Genomic DNA, 17,873 nt, shown 5'->3' with positions numbered 1-17,873 from the left:
TTAATGATCATCAGATGGCACCCTCTTATCTTATGGCATACATGTTAGCATTATCATGAGTTTGTTCTTGAATTTTGTAAAAAGTAAAGGTTAAGTCATCCCAGGGAATCGCGGAGGTAGCACAAGTATGGATATGAATGAAGCACAGCAGTGGATTAAACAGTTTTACGGGGAGCGAGGCTGGACCCAGTACGGTCCCTTTATTCGCGTTGGGTTTTTGATGGAGGAGACAGGGGAAACGGCGCGTGCCGTCCGCGCTTATGAGATCGGCAGGGACCGCCCCGACGAGGAGGTGCAATCCAGAGAACAGCTCAAGCAGGATTTGGTGGAGGAGATTGGCGACGTGCTCGGCAACATTTCACTGTTGGCGGATCTCTATGGCATTTCGCTGGAAGAAGCATTTACGGCCCATCAGCAGAAGCTGCTGAAGCGGTTTGGTTCTTAAAGGTGATACGCTAGACCCTGTTTTGCATCCCATTGACGAGGCTGTCCCCCCAGGAATGATTCATAGTCGAAGGGGGCATTGTTACGGTAAAACTTACGAAGTAAAAGGCTGCCTCAGGTCCCTTGGACCTGAGGCAGCCTTTTTTGACATGTTACCGTGGGATCAACCGTTAAGAAGTTTTACGATACCAGGACCTTGCGGAATTCCTCAGTTAGCAGAGGGACGATATCGAACAAATCGCCAACGATGCCGTAATCGGCTACCTTGAAGATCGGTGCCTCAGGGTCTTTGTTTATGGCGATAATAACCCGCGATTGGCTCATGCCGGCCAGATGCTGGATGGCGCCGCTAATGCCGCAGGCAATATAGATCTCGGGCGTGACCACTTTGCCGGTCTGTCCGATCTGGAGCGCGTAATCGCAGTAGCCGGCATCACAGGCTCCGCGCGATGCGCCGACGGCCCCGCCGAGCAGGTCCGCGAGCTCCTCCAGCGGCTGGAAGCCTTCTGCACTCTTAACGCCGCGACCGCCGGAAATGACGATTTTGGCTTCCGAGAGGTCGATTTTTCCCGTGGTTTTACGAACGACGTCCTTTACCACGGAGCGAAGGGAAGGAGCCGGGTAAGCGATGTCCTCAATGCTGGTGCCGGCACCTTCGATGGCTTCCGCGGCGGGAATATTGTTCGGACGGACCGTGACCACCCACGGCCCGTTCTGGAAGACGCGCTTCTCAAAAGCTTTACCCGCATAGAGCGGACGAGTGAACACCGCTTCTCCGCCGTCGTTGTCAATAGCGGTGACGTCGGAGATCTGTCCGGCATTCAAGGAAGCAGCCACCAGCGGTGCCAGGTCGCGGCCGATGGCTGTATGTCCGAAGAGGACAGCATCCGGCTGCGCCTGACCAATAACCGCTTCAATGGCCGCCATATATGCTTCGGGATTGTAGCTCTCCAGATCATCATGCTCAACCGTATAGATCGTATCGGCACCGTAGGTGTTCAGGTCCGATACGGCCTCGGTAATATTCGAGCCTGCGACCAGAATGCGGATGCTGTCACCGTCACCAGCAATCAAACGAGCCGCGCCAAGCGTCTCGAGGGCAACCTGGCGCAGCTTCCCATCCCGGTTCTCGGCATACACTAATATCGTTTTGCTCATATCATAACCTCCTAGGATCCATTTGAGATTGAAGTGAAGAGAGTTTGACGATTGAACCAGCCTGAGCAACCTAAGCGAATTGTGGAGATTTCCTCCGACCGCTGCTGCTCGGATTCGCGAAACGTATCAAGCGAAAAGCGTGCATGACGGACATCCCGTAAACCATACAATCAGAATACATAAGGAATGATGACATGGCTCTCTGTCGGTGCTGTGTAACCGCATTCAATAGCAAGAGTCAAAGGGGCACACCTGTACACCCGCTAATTAGATCACTTTCGACTGGGTGCGGAGCAAGGATACCAGCTCATGTGCTACTTCGGCAGGCTCGCCCTTCAGAATGCGTCCGGCACTTCGCTCCGGCGGCAAGGACAGCTCGCTTTGCTTCGTTGCCGGCTGGATATCGGCCTCCGATAACCCGAGATCATCCAGGGTCAACGTCTGAAATGGCTTTTTCTTTGCCTTCATGATGCCAGGCAGCGATGGATAGCGGGGTTCGTTCAATCCCTGCTGTGCCGTGAAGATCGCTGGGAGCTGAACTTCCAGCACTTCAAGATCGCCTTCCGCATCCCGATGTACTTCAGCCGTGGTACCGTTCAGCGTAAGCTTGGTAATGGAGCCGGCATGCGAAATACCGAGAAGGCTCGCCAGGCGAATGGCCACCTGACCCGAACCGCGATCCACGGAGAAGTTGCCGCCAAGGATCAGATCCGGGCTTTCCTTGGACAAATACGCATACAGCACCTTCGATACCGCATATTCATCGTCTGGAATTCGCTCGTCGGAGATCAGCACGGCATCATCGGCGCCCATGGCCAGAGCCGTCCGCAGGGCCTCCGCCGTACGATCTGGTCCGACGGATAGGAGTGTCACGCTGCCGCCGTGGTCATCCCGCAGCTTCACGGCTTCCTCCACCGCATACTCGTCATACGGATTGATGACAAATTTCACCCCATCCTCGGCAATCGATCCGTTCTCAATCGTAATTTTTTCCTCCGTGTCAAAGGTCTGTTTAAGCAATACCACAATCTTCATCGGTTAAACGCTCCCTTCAATATGAATATCAGCGGGACTTATTGACCGCCGGAAACACCGTTCAGGAAAAAGCTAAGCGTCTCATCCGCCTGATCGGACAGAGAATACTTGCGGCCGGAGATCAGCCAAGAGGTTACCGCTTCGTCCATCGCGCCAAAAATCAGGTTGCGCACCAGTTTGACGTTCAGATCGGAACGGAATTTCTGTTCTTTCATGCCCTGTTCCAGGATATTCTCGATCAGCACAATATATGGCTTCAATGCGCTGCCGATTTCCTTGCGCAGCTCCAGATCGCTCTGCCGCAGCTCAATCTGCGTGACATAAGCAAGCTCAGGGTTGCTCTCGAGCTCCGAGAAATGGATGCTGCACACCGTCCGCAGCGCTTCCACGGCGTCCGTGGATCCTTCCACGCTTTCGTGAAATTTGCCGACCAGCTCGCCAAGCTTCTCCTGGAACAGGCGGATCAGGATATCCTCCTTTCTCTTGAAGTACAAATAGATGGTGCCGTCAGCTACGCCGGCAGCCTTGGCGATCTTGGATACCTGGGACCGGTGGTAGCCGTTCTCGGCGAATACTTTCAGGGCGCCCTGGAGAATAAGGTGGTATTTTTCATTTTTTTTACTTGTCATATGCTCACCCCGGTGTTAGAATACAGTTAAAATTATGAATGAATACTCATTCATTTCTTGTATCCATCATAAAATACGTTCATGTCATTGTCAACGATGGGTTACGAAGAAGCGTGGAATCGATGAAGCAGATGGATCAGAGCAGCAGAATAAGGCGTTCATATCAGAGCAATAGACGGCAGTTCAACCGGAAGAAACAAGTCACTGGGTATCCGCAGGCAAGTACAGATGAGAGCGTTGTACGGATGAAGAGATGCAGCCAGAAACGATGAAGTTCGGTTTAGAGTGGTCGGCACGGCACGATGTGGAGGTCTATTTTCGCTACTCTAATGAAAGCGCTTCATATATGGCCCTGACATGAACACATGACAAGAGGTTTTGGAAGGAGTGACAGGAGCTTCGGGAAATGGGATGCTGCACCAGACTACCAGAAGAAAGAAGGATTTTTTAACGCAAGGAGCTGAGAGAGATGATTCTAACATTAATCAACGCGCTGCTCTTTGTCTTGATCACCGGTTGGGCGGTGTATATGTTCGCCACCGTGGTGTATCGCCGGTACCTGTATATCCGTTTGGGCAAGCCAGCGAATCTGAAGAAGGATCTGAAGGAACGCCTGAGCCAATTCGCCATCCAGGTATTCGGACAGAGCAAGCTGTTTAAGGATCGCAAGAGCGGCATCATGCACTTTATCGTGTTTTATGGATTTATCATTTTGCAGTTCGGAGCGCTCGACATCATCTGGAAAGGGCTGTCGGGTCACAGCCTGCCGATACCGGGGCACGCCGGCTTTATCCTCATGCAGGAGATTACGGTTGCGCTGATTCTGCTGGCCATCGGTTACGCGGCATATCGCCGCTATGGCGAGAAGCTGAAACGGCTCAAGCGAGGCTGGAAGCCAAGCATTGTCGTATTTTTCATCACCACGCTGATGGCTTCGGTGCTGCTGACGATGGCTTTTGAACGGCTCATGGAAGGACTGGCGTGGTCGGCAATGGCCCCGATCTCATCAAGTATTGCGGCCGTGTTTGCCTGGATGCCGCCGGTGGCGGTGACGGTTTGCTATTACGCGTTCTGGTGGCTGCATCTGTTGATTCTGTTGTCGTTCCTTATCTATGTACCGCAATCGAAGCATTTTCATCTCATTACGGCGCCGATCAACATTCTGGTACGCCGCACCGATCCCCCGAGTAAGCTCAGCAAGCTGGATCTGGAGGATGAGGAGGCCGAGGAATTTGGGGTCGGCAAAATCGAGGACTTCACGCAGAAACAGATGCTGGATTTCTATGCCTGCGTCGAGTGCGGAAGGTGCACCAACGTGTGCCCGGCATCGAATACAGGCAAGCTGCTGTCGCCGATGCACATGATTGTGAAGCTAAGGGATCATCTCACGGAAAAAGGGGCCGCGCTCACCTCCAAATCAGCATGGATGCCTGCCTCGGTGTTTGGATCACCCGGCTCCCACACGATGGCTGCGACGGATCTGGCGCTTGTCGGCTGGAAGGGCGAGGGCATCACCGATATCGGACCGACGATGGATGTGCAGAAGCGCTCTTGGCACCAAGTCGAGGGAGTAGACCCGAAGGACATTCAATTGATCGGCGGCGTCATGACGGAAGAAGAGATTTGGGCGTGCACGACCTGCCGAAACTGCGAGGATCAATGTCCGGTCGCGAATGAGCATGTCGATAAAATCGTGGACCTCCGGCGTCATCTCGTTCTGATGGAGGGCAGCGTGCCGCAGGAAGGCCAGCGCGCGATGCAAAACATCGAGCGACAAGGCAACCCTTGGGGAATCAGCCGCGCGGACCGGAGCAAGTGGGTGAAGGAGGTCGATCCGGAAGGGACTTTGAATCTGAAGATTCCGACCGTGAAGGAAAACCCGGATTTCGACGTGCTGTTCTTTGTCGGCTCCATGGGCTCTTACGATAATCGCAGCCGCAAGATCACCAAGGCTTTTGTCCGGCTTATGAATGAAGCGGGCGTCAATTTCGCCATTCTCGGCAACGAGGAGAAGAATTCGGGCGATACGCCGCGCCGGATGGGCAATGAATTTCTGTTCCAGCAGCTGTGCACGGAGAACATCGAGACATTCCAGAAGTACGATGTGAAGCGAATCGTTACAGCTTGTCCGCATACCTTCAATATTTTGAAGAACGAGTACCCGGAGTTTGGGCTTGAAGCCGAGGTCATTCATCATACGGAGCTGCTGGACCAGCTGGTGAAGGAAGGGCGTCTTAAGCCTAAATACCAGGTTCAGGAGAAAATCACCTATCATGACTCCTGCTACCTTGGACGGTATAACCATGTGTACGATCAGCCGCGCAGCGTGCTTCGCGCCATTCCTGGCGTTGAGCTCCTGGAGATGGAGCGGAATCGCGAGAACGGGATGTGCTGCGGGGCCGGCGGCGGGCAGATGTGGATGGAAGAGGACGCGGGCAAGCGCGTGAATCTGGCGCGTACCGAGCAGGCGCTGACCGTATCCCCGACGATGATCAGTTCGGCTTGTCCGTTCTGTCTGACGATGCTGGAGGACGGCACGAAGCTGAAGGAAGTAGAAGAAAGCGTAAAAACGCGAGATATCGCGGAAATTCTGGAGTTATCCGTATTCGGTCTATCCGAAATCCATGAACAGGAGGTCGTTGTGCAATGAGTAATACCATTACCAAAGAAGCCGTCAACGGTTCCGGTGTCGCAAGTCGAAACATAACCAAAGCCGCGGTGATCGGCTCCGGCGTCATGGGGTCGGGGATCGCCGCCCATCTCGCGAATGCGGGCATTCCCTGCCTGCTGCTCGACATCGTTCCGAATTCCTTGAGCGCGGAGGAGGAAAAAGCCGGACTGACGCTGGATCATCCGAAGGTACGAAACAGGCTGGCCTCCAAAGCGATTGCCGCTCTGCCTAAATCCAGCACGGCTCCGCTGTACAGCGCCGATTTTGTGGGCCGGATCACCCCGGGGAATACCGAGGATCATCTGAGCCAGTTGAAGGACGTGGACTGGATCATTGAGGTGGTCACGGAGCGCCTGGAGATCAAGAAAAGCATTTTCAAACAGATTGAGGGCGTACGTAAGGAAGGATCGATCGTCAGCACGAATACCTCCGGCATTTCCGTGAATGCGATGGTCGAGGACTGCAGCGAGGAATTCCGCAGCCACTTCCTGGGGACCCATTTCTTCAATCCGCCGCGTCATATGAAGCTGCTGGAGATTATCCCGGGTTATGATACCGATCCGGACATTACGAAGTTTATGGTTGATTTCTGCACGAAGCGCCTTGGTAAAGGGGTTGTGCTTGCGAAGGATACGCCGAACTTCATCTCGAACCGGATCGGCACCTACGGTCTTCTGGTCACGCTGCAAGAGATGGTGAAGAACAGCTATACCGTGGAGGAAGTGGATGCGGCCACCGGGCCTGTTCTGGGGCGACCGAAGAGTGCCACCTTCCGTACGCTGGATTTGGTTGGCATCGATACCTTCGTGCACGTTGCGAGAAACGTGTACGACTCCGTACCGGACGGGAACGAGAAGGACGTGTTCACGGTTCCCGATGTCATGAATGAACTCGTCACCCGCGGCTGGATCGGTGAGAAGGGCGGCCAGGGATTCTATAAAAAAGTAAAGAGCGAACAAGGCAGCAAAATCTTATCGCTTAACCTGTCCACGATGGAGTACAATCCGAGCGCCAAAGTGAGCTCCGCTTCCATCGAAGCCGCCAAGGCGGTGAAGGGAGCCAAGCGGAAGATCAAGGCATTCCTGGGAACGCAGGACCGTTACTCGGAACTGGCTTGGAATGTATTGAAGCAAGTGCTTGTTTATGCGGCCGACAAGCTGGGAGAGATCGCCGATTCCATCCAGGACATCGACAACGCGATGAAATGGGGCTTCAACTGGGAGCTCGGTCCTTTCGAGACCTGGGATCTGATCGGACTGCCGGAATCCGTGCAGCGCATGGAAGCGGAGGGCACGGCGGTCCCGGCTTGGGTGAAGGATTGGATTGCCGCCGGCAACAAGTCCTTCTATCAGCAGAAGGACGGCGAGGTGTTCCATTATTTCAAAGGCGAGTACAAGGGCGTAGAGGTTCAGCCTGAGCTGATCTCGCTGCAGGCGCTCAAATCGCAAAACCGGATCATCCGCTCGAATACGGGGGCGAATCTGATCGATATTGGGGATGGCGTGGCGTGCCTTGAATTCACTTCGCCGAACAATGCAATCGGTGCCGATATTTTGGTCATGATTCAGCAGAGCGTAGAAGAGGTTCGGGCAAATTACCGCGGGCTGGTGCTGGCGAACGAAGGCCGCAACTTCTGCGTCGGCGCCAATCTGATGCTCATGCTAATGGAAGCGCAGAGCGGCGACTGGGATGAGGTGGATGACATCATCCGTCTGTTCCAGGGCAGCATGATGAAGCTGAAAGCACTGGAAAAGCCGGTTGTGGCCGCGCCTCACCGGATGACACTCGGCGGCGGCGTGGAAGCGTGCCTGCCTGCTGACCGAATCATTTTCTCTGCGGAGACCTATTTCGGTCTCGTGGAGACGGGGGTCGGCCTCATCCCGGCAGGCGGCGGCTGCAAGGAGCTGGCGCTCATGACCAGCAACCGTCATCCCGATAAGGACAGCGACCTCCAGCCGGAGATCAACAAAATTTTCGAGATGGTGGCGATGGCCAAGGCATCGACCAGCGGACATGAAGCGATCCGCATGGGATATGGGCGGAGCGGAGATTCGGTGGTCATGAACCAGGACTACCGGATCCATGAAGCGAAGCAAGCGGTATTAGAGATGGACCGGGCAGGCTATGCTCCGCCGCAGCCGGGCAAAGCACGCGTTGTCGGCCGCGACGGCCGGGCCGTGCTTCAGATGGGTGCCATCGACATGAAGCGTAGCGGCTATATCAGCGATCACGATCTGTTGATCGCGAAGAAGCTGGCGCACATCCTGACGGGCGGCGACGTCCCTGCGGGAACGGTCGTGAGTGAGCAGCATCTGCTCGACCTGGAGCGCGAAGCGTTCCTCAGTCTGCTCGGTGAGGTCAAGACCCAGCAGCGCATGCAGCATATGCTGGCAAAAGGCAAGCCGCTGCGGAATTAGGGCGATGAGAGCTTCTCAGCTAAGAGATGATCTATCATTCGCAACGTACGATTCGCCAAATCAACGGTGCATACAGTACACGGCGGCAGGTTATCCATACTGCTGAAGTTTGATAGTGGCGGCTCTTTAATCAGTATTAGCTCCACCCATTACGAATTCATTTCACGGCCGATTAGCGGCCAGCAATTATAAACACGGTATTGGCTCCAACCATTTTAAGTTGATGAGGTGAATGGCATGAGAGAAGCAGTCATAGTATCCCTTGCTCGCACCCCGGTGGGGAAGGCGAAGAAGGGCAGTTTTGCCCAGACGCGCGTAGAGGATCTCGGCAAAGCCGTACTGGAAGCCGTCATTGAGCGTGCGCCGGGCTTGAAAAAAGAGGATGTCGAGGACATCATCCTCGGCTGCGCAATGCCGGAAGGCGAGCAAGGCCTGAATGTTGCGCGGATTATCTCGCTGTATGCGGGGTATCCGGTCACGGTTCCCGCATTGACCGTCAATCGCTTCTGCTCCTCGGGGCTTCAGGCGATTGCTTTTGCAGCGGAGCGCATTATGCTCGGCCATGCCGAGGTGATCGTCGCCGGCGGTGTCGAGAGCATGAGCCATGTGCCGATGACCGGCTTCAAGCCGGCACCGCATCCGACCATCGTCGAAGAGATGTCGGAGGTGTACATCGGCATGGGCCACACGGCGGAAGAGGTGGCCCGCCGCTTCGGCATCACCCGCGAAGCGCAGGATGCCTTCGCGGCCAGCAGTCACCGTAAGGCCGCCGCTGCTATCGCGGAAGGCAAGTTCCGGGACGAGATCGTACCGGTGAATGTAACCCTAGCTGCGGCCGATGAGCAGGGGAAGGTGCGCAGCAAAACCTTTGCCTGCGATACGGATGAAGGGGTCCGGCCGGACACGACCCCGGATGTGCTGGCCAGACTGAAGCCGGCCTTTGCCCTTGGCGGCTCGGTTACGGCGGGCAACGCGTCTCAGACGAGTGACGGCGCGGCGGCCGTAGCCGTCATGAGCCGCGAGAAAGCGGAGGAGCTGGGCCTTACCCCGCTGGCTACCTTCAAATCCTTTGCCCTGGCAGGTGTAGAGCCGGAGATTATGGGCGTCGGCCCCGTCGAAGCGATTCCGAAGGCACTGCGCATGGCGGGCATCGAGCTGGATCAGGTCGATGTGTTCGAGATTAACGAAGCGTTTGCTTCGCAATGCCTCCACATCATCCGCGCGCTTAATATCGATGAGAGCAAGGTCAATGTCAACGGCGGCGCCATTGCGCTCGGTCACCCGCTCGGCTGCACCGGTGCCAAGCTGACCGTCAGCCTTGTATCCGAGCTCGCCCGCCGCGGCGGCGGCTACGGCGTCGTGAGCATGTGCATCGGCGGCGGTATGGGCGCTGCGGGGGTGTTCGAGGTGCATGCTGCAGGGGCGTAAATCCTCTTCCATAGGAGTCGTAACTCGTTCGTTATAGAAACAAATCTTGTTAGATGGCAGGCGTAGGGAAGTGGCCTTCTTCTTGACTGGGGGAGAGGCGGAGCAAGTCCCAAGGAGTTGTGGCCCGCCAAGTTCACCGGTCGTGTCCGCTCCGTACACGGACCGGACACGGCACAACTCACTCCAACCACAGGGGAGTGCAAAGATAGCCGGAGGCAGGGGTCAGGACCTGAGTGTCTAGCCCAGCGGAGAGAGCGGAATTGTACTGGAGAAACGAAGTGTTCGCCTTTGAGTTTGGATTTCTACTATTGATAGATCCATTATCGGAAATCCAAACTCAACAGCGATCGGAAGTACAATCCGCACGCGGAGCGGACAATTTACGCTTTTAGCTTCCATCTAGCTACCATTGCACTCCACCTTATTCCACATTCCGAAAGGGGAAACCAATCATGAGCGATAACCAAACCAAAGAACCGAAAATCAAAGGCGGCAGCTTTGTCATCGATAATCCCGATATGCAGCGCATCCTGACACCGGAGGATTTCACGGAAGAGCATCGTATGATCGGCGAGACGGTGCGCGATTTTATCGACGGCGAAGTCGTGCCGCATGATGAAGAGCTGGAGAAGCTGAATTACGAGATGACAGTAGACCTGCTTCGCAAAGCAGGCGAGCTGGGCCTGCTTGGGGCCGATGTGCCGGAGCCGTTCGGCGGGATCGGCCTGGATAAGGTCAGCTCCACGATTATTAACGAAGCGTTGGCGAAGGGTTCGTCCTTTGCGCTTTCCTTCGGGGCTCATGTCGGGATCGGAACGCTGCCGATCGTGTTCTTCGGTACGACCGAGCAGAAACAGAAGTACCTGCCGGATCTCTCGACCGGCGCCAAAATAGCGGCTTATTGCTTGACGGAGCCGACCTCCGGCTCGGATGCGCTGGGTGCCAAAACAACGGCACGCTTGTCGGATGATGGAGACTATTATATTTTGAACGGATCGAAGCTATATATAACTAACGCTGGATTTGCGGATATCTTTATCGTCTACGCCAAGATTGACGGGGAGCATTTCACCGCGTTCATTGTCGAGAAGGAGATGGAGGGCTTCACGCTCGGACCGGAGGAGAAGAAGATGGGCATCAAGGGCTCGTCGACGCGTCCGCTCTTCTTCGAAGACGTGAAGGTGCCGAAGGAGAACCTGCTCGGCGAGATTGGCAAAGGCCACCGGATCGCCTTCAACATCCTGAACATCGGCAGGTATAAATTGGCAGCCGGCACGGTCGGGGCAGCGAAGGAATCGATCGAGCTGAGCGCGAAATATGCTAACACCCGTAAACAGTTCGATACGCCCATCTCGCAGTTCCCGCTTATGCGCAAGAAGCTGGCCGAGATGAACATCACCACCTTCGTGATGGAGAGCATGGTGTACCGTACGGCAGGACTGCTGGATGAAGCGATGCAGGACATCGATTACAACAGCGAGGATGCAGGCATTCATTCTGCCGCCGCGATCTCCGACTATGCCATCGAATGCTCGATCAACAAGGTGTTTTGTTCAGAAGGACTCGATAATGTGGCAGACGAAGCGGTGCAGATTCACGGGGGCTATGGGTATATCCAAGAGTATAAAGTAGAACGCATCTATCGGGACTCCCGCATCAACCGCATATTTGAAGGCACGAACGAGATCAACCGGCTCCTAATTCCGGGCACGCTTGTGAAGAAGGCGATGAAGGGCGAGATCGCGCTCCTGCAAAAAGCGCAAGGTCTCCAGGGTGAGCTGCTGCAGCTGGTACCTGGTCAAACCTTCGAAGGTACACTGGAGCAGGAAGCGCACTTCCTGGACATGAGCAAGAAGATTTTCCTCCTCGCAGGCGGTTTGGCGGTACAGAAGTTCGGCACGAAGCTGGAGAAAGAGCAGGAGGCCTTGTCCAATCTGGCGGATATGATGATTGATATTTATGCCCTCGAGAGTGCGCTGCTGCGTACCCGCAAGCAAATCGAACGCACCTCCGAGGAAAAAGCAGCCAGCATGATCGAGATGACGCAGGTGTTTGCATGCGAGGCGTTCCAGCGCATTGAAGCACTCGCGAAAGAGACGCTGGCCTCGGTGGAAACCGGGGATATGCTGCGCATGCAGCTGTCGGTGCTCAAGAAACTGACACGTTGCACGCCGGTCGATACGGTGGCCCTCAAGCGCAGCATCGCAGCCCGCGTGGTCAAGAACGAGCGGTACACGGTGTAACACGCGTCAACGCCAATAAGATGCGTGTGTAGCCTGAAAAGAGAGAGATTTTTCTTGGAGTAGGAAAGAAGGAGCATTCCTTAGGAAAGGGTTGGTTTTGTATGGATACAAAGCCTTGGCTGCCGTTTTATCCACCCGAAGTAGCCCCCGCTTTTGATTATCCGAAACAGAATTTGGCATCATTTCTCGTGACGTCGGCACAGAAATTTCCGAATCGGCCGGCCATGTATTTCATGGGCAAGACGATCAACTATAGGAGTCTGTTGGAGTCGTCCTATCGTATGGCAAACGCGCTCCGCAGCAAAGGGATTAAGAAGGGCGACCGGGTAGCGATTATGCTGCCCAACTGCCCGCAGGTGGTGATGTCGTATTATGGCGTGCTGCTGGCCGGAGCCGTGGCCGTCATGACCAACCCGCTCTATATGGAGCGGGAAATTGCGCATCAGATGAAGGATTCCGGTGCCAAGATCATCATCACGATGGATATGTTTGTGTCCCGCATTGAAAAAGTCATCGAGGAAACGGACCTGGAGCATATGATTGTCACGTCCGTGGCGGATTACCTGCCGTTCCCCAAGAACCTTCTCTACCCGATCAAAGCCAAGAAGGAGGGTCCCCTTCCGGTCGTCAACTATGGAAGCCGGGTCCATGCCTTCAAAAAGCTGCTTGCGAGCGCCCCGAATGACCCGATCTGCGAATCCGTGAAGGCGGAGACGGACTTGGCACTGCTCCAGTATACCGGCGGCACGACCGGTGTTCCGAAAGGCGTCATGCTGACGCATATGAATCTGATCGCCAATACCGTGCAATCCGCCAACTGGTGCTTTCAGGTAGAGGATGGGAGGGAGCGGTATTTGGCGGTTCTGCCCTGTTTTCACGTATTCGGGTTGACCGTGCTGCTGAACCAGGCAATCTACCGTGCCGGCATGCTGATATTGGTACCGAAATTCGAAGTGACAATGATTCTGAACCTGATCAAAAAAATGAAGCCAACGCTTTTCCCGGGCGCCCCGACCATGTATATTGCACTTATTAATCACCCGCGGATCAAGGAATATGATCTGTCGTCGATCAATGCTTGCGTCAGCGGCTCTGCCGGGCTTCCGGTCGAGGTGCAGGATAAGTTCGAGGAGCTGACCAAAGGGCGGCTGATCGAAGGCTACGGCCTGACCGAAGCTTCCCCGGTTACCCATGTGAATCCGATCTGGGGAAGGCGCAAAATCGGTACCATCGGCTTACCTGTCCCGGATACGGATGCCAAGGTGGTCGATCCCGATACGGGCGAAGAAATGCCGGTCGGCGAGCCTGGTGAGCTGATTGTGAAAGGTCCTCAGGTGATGATGGGGTACTGGAACCGGCCGGAGGAGACGTTCGATACGCTGCGCAACGGCTGGCTGTTCACGGGCGATATGGCCACGATGGACGAAGAGGGGTATTTTACGATCATCGACCGCAAGAAAGACATGATCATTGCAAGCGGTTTCAATATTTATCCTCGGGAGATCGAGGAAGTGCTGTATGAGCATCCTTCCGTGAAGGAAGCCGTCGTGGTCGGAACGAAGGACGATTATCGCGGCGAGACCGTGAGAGCTTATATTGTGCTGAAGGATGGCGCGTCTCCAGACCCTTCGGGCCTTGAGAAGTTTTGCCGCAGTCAGTTGGCAGCCTATAAGGTGCCGCGTGAGTACGTGTTCCGCGACTCGCTGCCGAAGACGATGGTAGGCAAGGTGCTGCGCCGCAAGCTGCTGGAGGAGGAAGAGGAAGGCAGAACGGGCTGAAGCGCAGAATACGGAGTAGGCATGATAAACGATTCATGTAATTACGCTGGAATGGATACAGTACTAACGACGTCATAAGAAAAAAGGAGGCGGCCTGATGAATCATACCAATGCCAATCCCGATATGAAGGCCGGACAGCAGGAATTCGACCGGGAGGCGTACATTGAGGCCATGACCCAAGCGGCGGAGCCCACCTTCTGGGGATATCTCGGCTGCAAGCTTGCGTCCGCCAGCTCGGAGGCCGTTGTTGTGACGCTGGATGCCCAGCCTCATCATATGAATATGATGGGCATCGTGCATGGCGGCGTACTCTCCTCATTGATGGATAACGCCATGGGCATTGCCGTCATGCTGGAGCGCCCCGGCGAATCAACGGTGACGAGCAATCTGAACGTGCATTTTGTCATGCCGGCCAGGGCGGGTGTCCTCACCGTAACGGCAAGCATCGTGCATCAGACGCACCGATCGGTCACAACGGAATGCAGGATTACGAACGAGAAGGGCGAGCTTGTGGCGATCAGCACAGGGTCCTTCCGAGTGAAATAAAGCAGCCTTGGCTGCTATGAAACAGGTGGTCTGCCAACTCTGGAGGGGCAGGCCATTTATTTTTTTGGTGAGCTGCAGCTACTCTAAAGGGAAAACAGAAGAAAAAGGTGAATCATTTTGAAAATAAAATTAATAATCTCATTATTAGCCTTATTATTCGTGTTCGGTATCTTTCTTCAATTCATTATTTACGACAGCAAATCTATTGAAACAAAGATTGTTGACCAGCTTACTATTCAAGATGATACGTTTAAAGAATTGGTTCATTATGACATAAAAAACAATACTATGTATGCCTTTTATACAAATACAGTATATAACACTTACCCTGGACTTGGATTAGGTGTATTAGAGAACAATAGAAAAATGAAAGCGCACATAGTAGGAGGTATACCGATTACTTCAAATAAAGGTTTTACATATGAAGTTGCTGAGTCCAAACAATTTAGCGTTGTTTACGGGACGATTACTAACCGTCAAATAACAACAATAGAGGTAAATGGGCAAAAAGGTAATTTAGTAAGAGAAAGCGATTTTGCTCTATGGTATTATATCTGGGAAGATCCTCCACTAAGCCTTTCAATTCGAGCTAAGGATCAGGCCGGTAAGGTTTTGTCAGACGAAAAATTGTTCTAACGATCCGGAATGGACACTGATTGATTTAGTTGCTGTGACTTATAACCGAGAAACAGGATGACATGATTCTGGTTGGAGTGATTCACCCTTACTCCTTGTCAGGTCGATAAAGCTGTGGTACAATAAAAATGCTGTTTTTCATGTAGAATCTAGAATGTCTCTTCAGATCATAAATTCAGATGTTTACATACGTAGGAGGTGGAAGTCATGGTTGTATTTTTTGAAGTGTTGCTTGTTATTTTCTCCATCGGGTTGATTACTGTCGTTCTTCTCCAAAAAGGGAAAAGCGCAGGTCTTGCCGGTGCCATCTCCGGCGGTGCGGAACATCTTTTTGGTAAAACGAAGGCTCGCGGTATGGATCTCGTACTGCAGCGTACAACGGTAGGTCTTGCAGCAGGATTTATGATTTTGGCCATCGTTGTTGCTATGTTGAAATAACAATGAACGTTACCCTCGCTTTTTCACTCTTGGAAGAGCGGGGGTTTTTTATTTGCCTGAATTTTGGAATACATAGGTTAAGACGGTGTTCGGAAGGATACCGGAGATTAAATTCGTGTATACTAGGGTATGAGTATATGAAGGTAAAGAATGGATAGCGGAACGATGAAATTGCAGGTTCCCCGAGGTGATAATGATGATAACTGAAGAAATATTACTGAATTTTATGCGGGAAACTGCATACAAACCGATGACGTACCAGGAATTGGAGCAGCATTTTGCCATTAAGGATGCCCATGAATTCAGGGAATTCTTGAAGCTGCTGAATGAGCTTGAACAATCCGGAAAAATCATTCTGACCAGCACCGAGCGATATGGCGTGCCGGAACGGATGAATTTGCTGCGCGGACGTCTGCAGGCACATGCAAAGGGTTTTGCTTTTCTGATTCCCGATGATCGCGAGCACCCGGATGTGTACATTCATGCCAATGACTTGAAGAGTGCGATGAATGGAGATATCGTGCTTATCCGGATCAGTTCCAAAAGCAGCGACGGCGGCAAAATGGAAGGCGAAGTGGTCCGTATCGTGACGCGCGCCGTCACCCAAGTCGTGGGTGTATTCCAGAACCATGAAGCCTACGGCTTCGTGCTGCCGGATGACAAGCGGATTAACCGGGATATTTTTATTCCGAAGCATGCGATGAACGGAGCCGTTGATGGCGTGAAGGTCGTGGTGAAGCTGGTGAGCTATCCGGAAGGAAGAGCTGCGGCAGAGGGCGAAGTGGTGGAGATTCTGGGTCACAAGGATGATCCGGGTGTCGACATTTTGTCCATTATCCGCAAGCATCAGCTGCCCGAAGGTTTTCCGGAGGAAGTGCTGGCTGAAGCGGATGCAGCGCCGGATTCCATTACGGAAGATGAGATTGTGCAGCAGGGACGCCGGGATTTGCGCGGTTTGAACATCGTGACGATTGACGGCGAAGATGCCAAGGATCTCGATGATGCGGTGAACGTGGAGCGTCTGCCGAACGGGAACTACCGTCTGGGCGTCCATATTGCCGATGTCAGCTATTACGTCCGAGAGCGCTCCGAGCTGGATAAGGAAGCTTACAATCGCGGCTGCAGCGTGTATTTGGTGGATCGGGTAATCCCGATGCTGCCGCATCGTCTGTCCAACGGGATTTGTAGTTTGAATCCGCAGGTGGATCGTCTGACGATGTCCTGTGAGATGGAATTCAACGATCAGATGAAGGTCGTAAAGCACGATATCTTTACGAGCGTTATCCGTACGAAAGAACGGATGACGTATAACAATGTGAGAAAAATCCTGGTGGATGAGGATCCGGAGCTGATCGAGCGCTATAGTGACCTCGTTGAGGATTTCCGCTTGATGCGCGAGCTGGCGCTGAAGCTGCGGAACCGCCGGATGCGCCGTGGGGCGGTGGATTTTGATTTTGTGGAATCCAAGGTCATTGTGGACGAGAACGGCAAAGCCGTGGATATCGTCAAAAGAGAACGCTCGATCGCGGAGCAGATCATTGAAGAATTCATGCTGGCGGCCAACGAAACCGTGGCTGAGCATTTCCACTGGCTGAAAGTACCGTTCATCTACCGGATTCATGAGGACCCGGATCAGGAGAAGCTGCAGAACTTTATGGCGTTCGCGGCCAATTTTGGGCATCAGGTGAAGGGACGGGGCAACTCGATCCATCCGCGTGCGCTGCAAAACCTGCTGGAAGCCATTCAAGGCACGAAGGAGCAAACGGTGCTCAGCACAATGATGCTCCGTTCGATGAAGCAGGCGAAATATGATGCAGAGAGCACGGGCCACTTCGGTCTTGCGGCGGAATATTATTCTCACTTTACGTCTCCGATTCGGCGTTATCCCGATCTGGTTATTCACCGGGTTATCCGGGAAGTGCTGGAGAGCGGCGGCGCGCTTAATGAGAAGCGCCATGAGCATCTGGCCGGCCGGATGGCTGACATCGCTCAGCAATCTTCCGAGCGCGAGCGTGTGGCTGTGGATGCGGAGCGGGATACGGAAGCGCTCAAGAAAGCCGAATTTATGCTGGATAAGGTCGGCGAAGAGTTCGAAGGCATTATCAGCAGCGTGACCAGCTTCGGTATGTTTATCGAGCTTGAGAACACGGTTGAAGGCTTGATTCGCCTCAGCGCGATGACCGACGATTATTATCATTTCGATGAGGGCCATATGGCGCTGATCGGGGAGCGGACCTCGAAGGTATACCGCATCGGTGATGATGTGAAGGTTCGCGTGGCGAAGGTGAACATGGATGATCACACCATCGATTTTGAGATGGTGGATATGAAGCCGCGCCGTCAAGGGCGCGGCGATGGCGACCGCGGCGGCAACGGTGGCCGCGGATTTGGTGCCCGCGATGGCGCAGCCCGCGGGGGTAAGGGCCGCGGCGGTAAGCGCGGCGCGGTT

The 17,873-nt window shown here is 54.0% G+C and carries 13 protein-coding genes; 10 read left to right on the top strand and 3 right to left on the bottom strand.

Translation table 11 applies throughout. The features are described from left to right. The first annotated feature begins 127 nt into the window (after positions 1 to 127). Positions 128 to 445, top strand: coding sequence for a MazG nucleotide pyrophosphohydrolase domain-containing protein (locus PLA01S_RS30230; RefSeq protein WP_127596058.1), 318 nt, complete (start codon positions 128 to 130; stop codon positions 443 to 445). A gap of 179 nt (positions 446 to 624) precedes the next feature. On the opposite strand, the gene PLA01S_RS30225 is transcribed toward PLA01S_RS30230, so the two are convergent. The 3 genes from PLA01S_RS30225 to fadR all read right to left on the bottom strand — a co-directional run bounded on the left by PLA01S_RS30225 (position 625) and on the right by fadR (position 3,266). Further along, positions 625 to 1,602: an electron transfer flavoprotein subunit alpha/FixB family protein gene (locus PLA01S_RS30225; protein WP_127596055.1), complete on the bottom strand. Its 978-nt coding sequence runs from the start codon at positions 1,600 to 1,602 to the stop codon at positions 625 to 627. A 267-nt stretch (positions 1,603 to 1,869) separates the two neighbouring features. Beyond that, complete coding sequence (locus PLA01S_RS30220) at positions 1,870 to 2,637, bottom strand: electron transfer flavoprotein subunit beta/FixA family protein (protein ID WP_127596052.1); 768 nt, start codon at positions 2,635 to 2,637, stop codon at positions 1,870 to 1,872. Positions 2,638 to 2,675: 38 nt separating this feature from the next. Next, positions 2,676 to 3,266: a fatty acid metabolism transcriptional regulator FadR gene (gene fadR / locus PLA01S_RS30215; protein WP_127596049.1), complete on the bottom strand. Its 591-nt coding sequence runs from the start codon at positions 3,264 to 3,266 to the stop codon at positions 2,676 to 2,678. 469 nt (positions 3,267 to 3,735) lie between these two features. Here fadR and PLA01S_RS30210 point away from each other — a divergent pair, with 469 nt between their 5' ends. The 9 genes from PLA01S_RS30210 to rnr form a co-directional block, all read left to right on the top strand. Then, a complete protein-coding gene (locus tag PLA01S_RS30210) occupies positions 3,736 to 5,916 on the top strand; it encodes a (Fe-S)-binding protein (RefSeq protein WP_127596046.1) in 2,181 nt (726 codons plus the stop codon). Next, positions 5,913 to 8,354, top strand: a complete 2,442-nt coding sequence (locus tag PLA01S_RS30205) for a 3-hydroxyacyl-CoA dehydrogenase/enoyl-CoA hydratase family protein (protein WP_127596043.1) — start codon at positions 5,913 to 5,915, stop codon at positions 8,352 to 8,354. The genes PLA01S_RS30210 and PLA01S_RS30205 overlap by 4 nt, the downstream gene beginning before the upstream one ends. A gap of 237 nt (positions 8,355 to 8,591) precedes the next feature. Then, positions 8,592 to 9,782 carry an acetyl-CoA C-acyltransferase gene (locus tag PLA01S_RS30200; RefSeq protein ID WP_127596040.1) on the top strand — a complete coding sequence of 397 codons (1,191 nt, stop codon included), beginning with the start codon at positions 8,592 to 8,594 and terminating at the stop codon, positions 9,780 to 9,782. A gap of 452 nt (positions 9,783 to 10,234) precedes the next feature. Continuing rightward, positions 10,235 to 12,025, top strand: coding sequence for an acyl-CoA dehydrogenase FadE (locus PLA01S_RS30195; protein ID WP_127596037.1), 1,791 nt, complete (start codon positions 10,235 to 10,237; stop codon positions 12,023 to 12,025). Positions 12,026 to 12,126: 101 nt separating this feature from the next. Continuing rightward, positions 12,127 to 13,803, top strand: coding sequence for a long-chain-fatty-acid--CoA ligase (locus PLA01S_RS30190; protein ID WP_127596035.1), 1,677 nt, complete (start codon positions 12,127 to 12,129; stop codon positions 13,801 to 13,803). 97 nt (positions 13,804 to 13,900) lie between these two features. After that, positions 13,901 to 14,350, top strand: a complete 450-nt coding sequence (locus tag PLA01S_RS30185) for a PaaI family thioesterase (protein WP_127596032.1) — start codon at positions 13,901 to 13,903, stop codon at positions 14,348 to 14,350. 117 nt (positions 14,351 to 14,467) lie between these two features. After that, positions 14,468 to 14,986, top strand: a complete 519-nt coding sequence (locus PLA01S_RS30180; RefSeq protein ID WP_127596029.1) for a hypothetical protein — start codon at positions 14,468 to 14,470, stop codon at positions 14,984 to 14,986. A 207-nt stretch (positions 14,987 to 15,193) separates the two neighbouring features. Next, positions 15,194 to 15,424, top strand: a complete 231-nt coding sequence (secG, locus tag PLA01S_RS30175) for a preprotein translocase subunit SecG (protein ID WP_009593367.1) — start codon at positions 15,194 to 15,196, stop codon at positions 15,422 to 15,424. Positions 15,425 to 15,620: 196 nt separating this feature from the next. Further along, positions 15,621 to 17,873, top strand: a 2,253-nt coding sequence (gene rnr, locus PLA01S_RS30170) for a ribonuclease R (protein ID WP_127596108.1), incomplete at its 3' end; no start/stop codon positions are given.

Source organism: Paenibacillus lautus NBRC 15380, assembly GCF_004000945.1.
GTDB classification, from domain to species: Bacteria; Bacillota; Bacilli; order Paenibacillales; family Paenibacillaceae; genus Paenibacillus_AQ; species Paenibacillus_AQ lautus.
Note: the sequence above shows the minus strand (reverse complement) of the source record. Positions and strands in the feature narration are given on the sequence as shown.

Coding starts and splice junctions, on each gene's coding strand:
- PLA01S_RS30195 (WP_127596037.1), top strand. CDS start 10,235: ATGAGCGATAACCAAACCAAAGAACCGAAAATCAAAGGCGGCAGCTTT.
- secG (WP_009593367.1), top strand. CDS start 15,194: ATGGTTGTATTTTTTGAAGTGTTGCTTGTTATTTTCTCCATCGGGTTG.
- PLA01S_RS30230 (WP_127596058.1), top strand. CDS start 128: ATGGATATGAATGAAGCACAGCAGTGGATTAAACAGTTTTACGGGGAG.
- PLA01S_RS30220 (WP_127596052.1), bottom strand. CDS start 2,637: ATGAAGATTGTGGTATTGCTTAAACAGACCTTTGACACGGAGGAAAAA.
- PLA01S_RS30200 (WP_127596040.1), top strand. CDS start 8,592: ATGAGAGAAGCAGTCATAGTATCCCTTGCTCGCACCCCGGTGGGGAAG.
- PLA01S_RS30210 (WP_127596046.1), top strand. CDS start 3,736: ATGATTCTAACATTAATCAACGCGCTGCTCTTTGTCTTGATCACCGGT.
- PLA01S_RS30225 (WP_127596055.1), bottom strand. CDS start 1,602: ATGAGCAAAACGATATTAGTGTATGCCGAGAACCGGGATGGGAAGCTG.
- PLA01S_RS30205 (WP_127596043.1), top strand. CDS start 5,913: ATGAGTAATACCATTACCAAAGAAGCCGTCAACGGTTCCGGTGTCGCA.
- fadR (WP_127596049.1), bottom strand. CDS start 3,266: ATGACAAGTAAAAAAAATGAAAAATACCACCTTATTCTCCAGGGCGCC.
- PLA01S_RS30185 (WP_127596032.1), top strand. CDS start 13,901: ATGAATCATACCAATGCCAATCCCGATATGAAGGCCGGACAGCAGGAA.
- PLA01S_RS30190 (WP_127596035.1), top strand. CDS start 12,127: ATGGATACAAAGCCTTGGCTGCCGTTTTATCCACCCGAAGTAGCCCCC.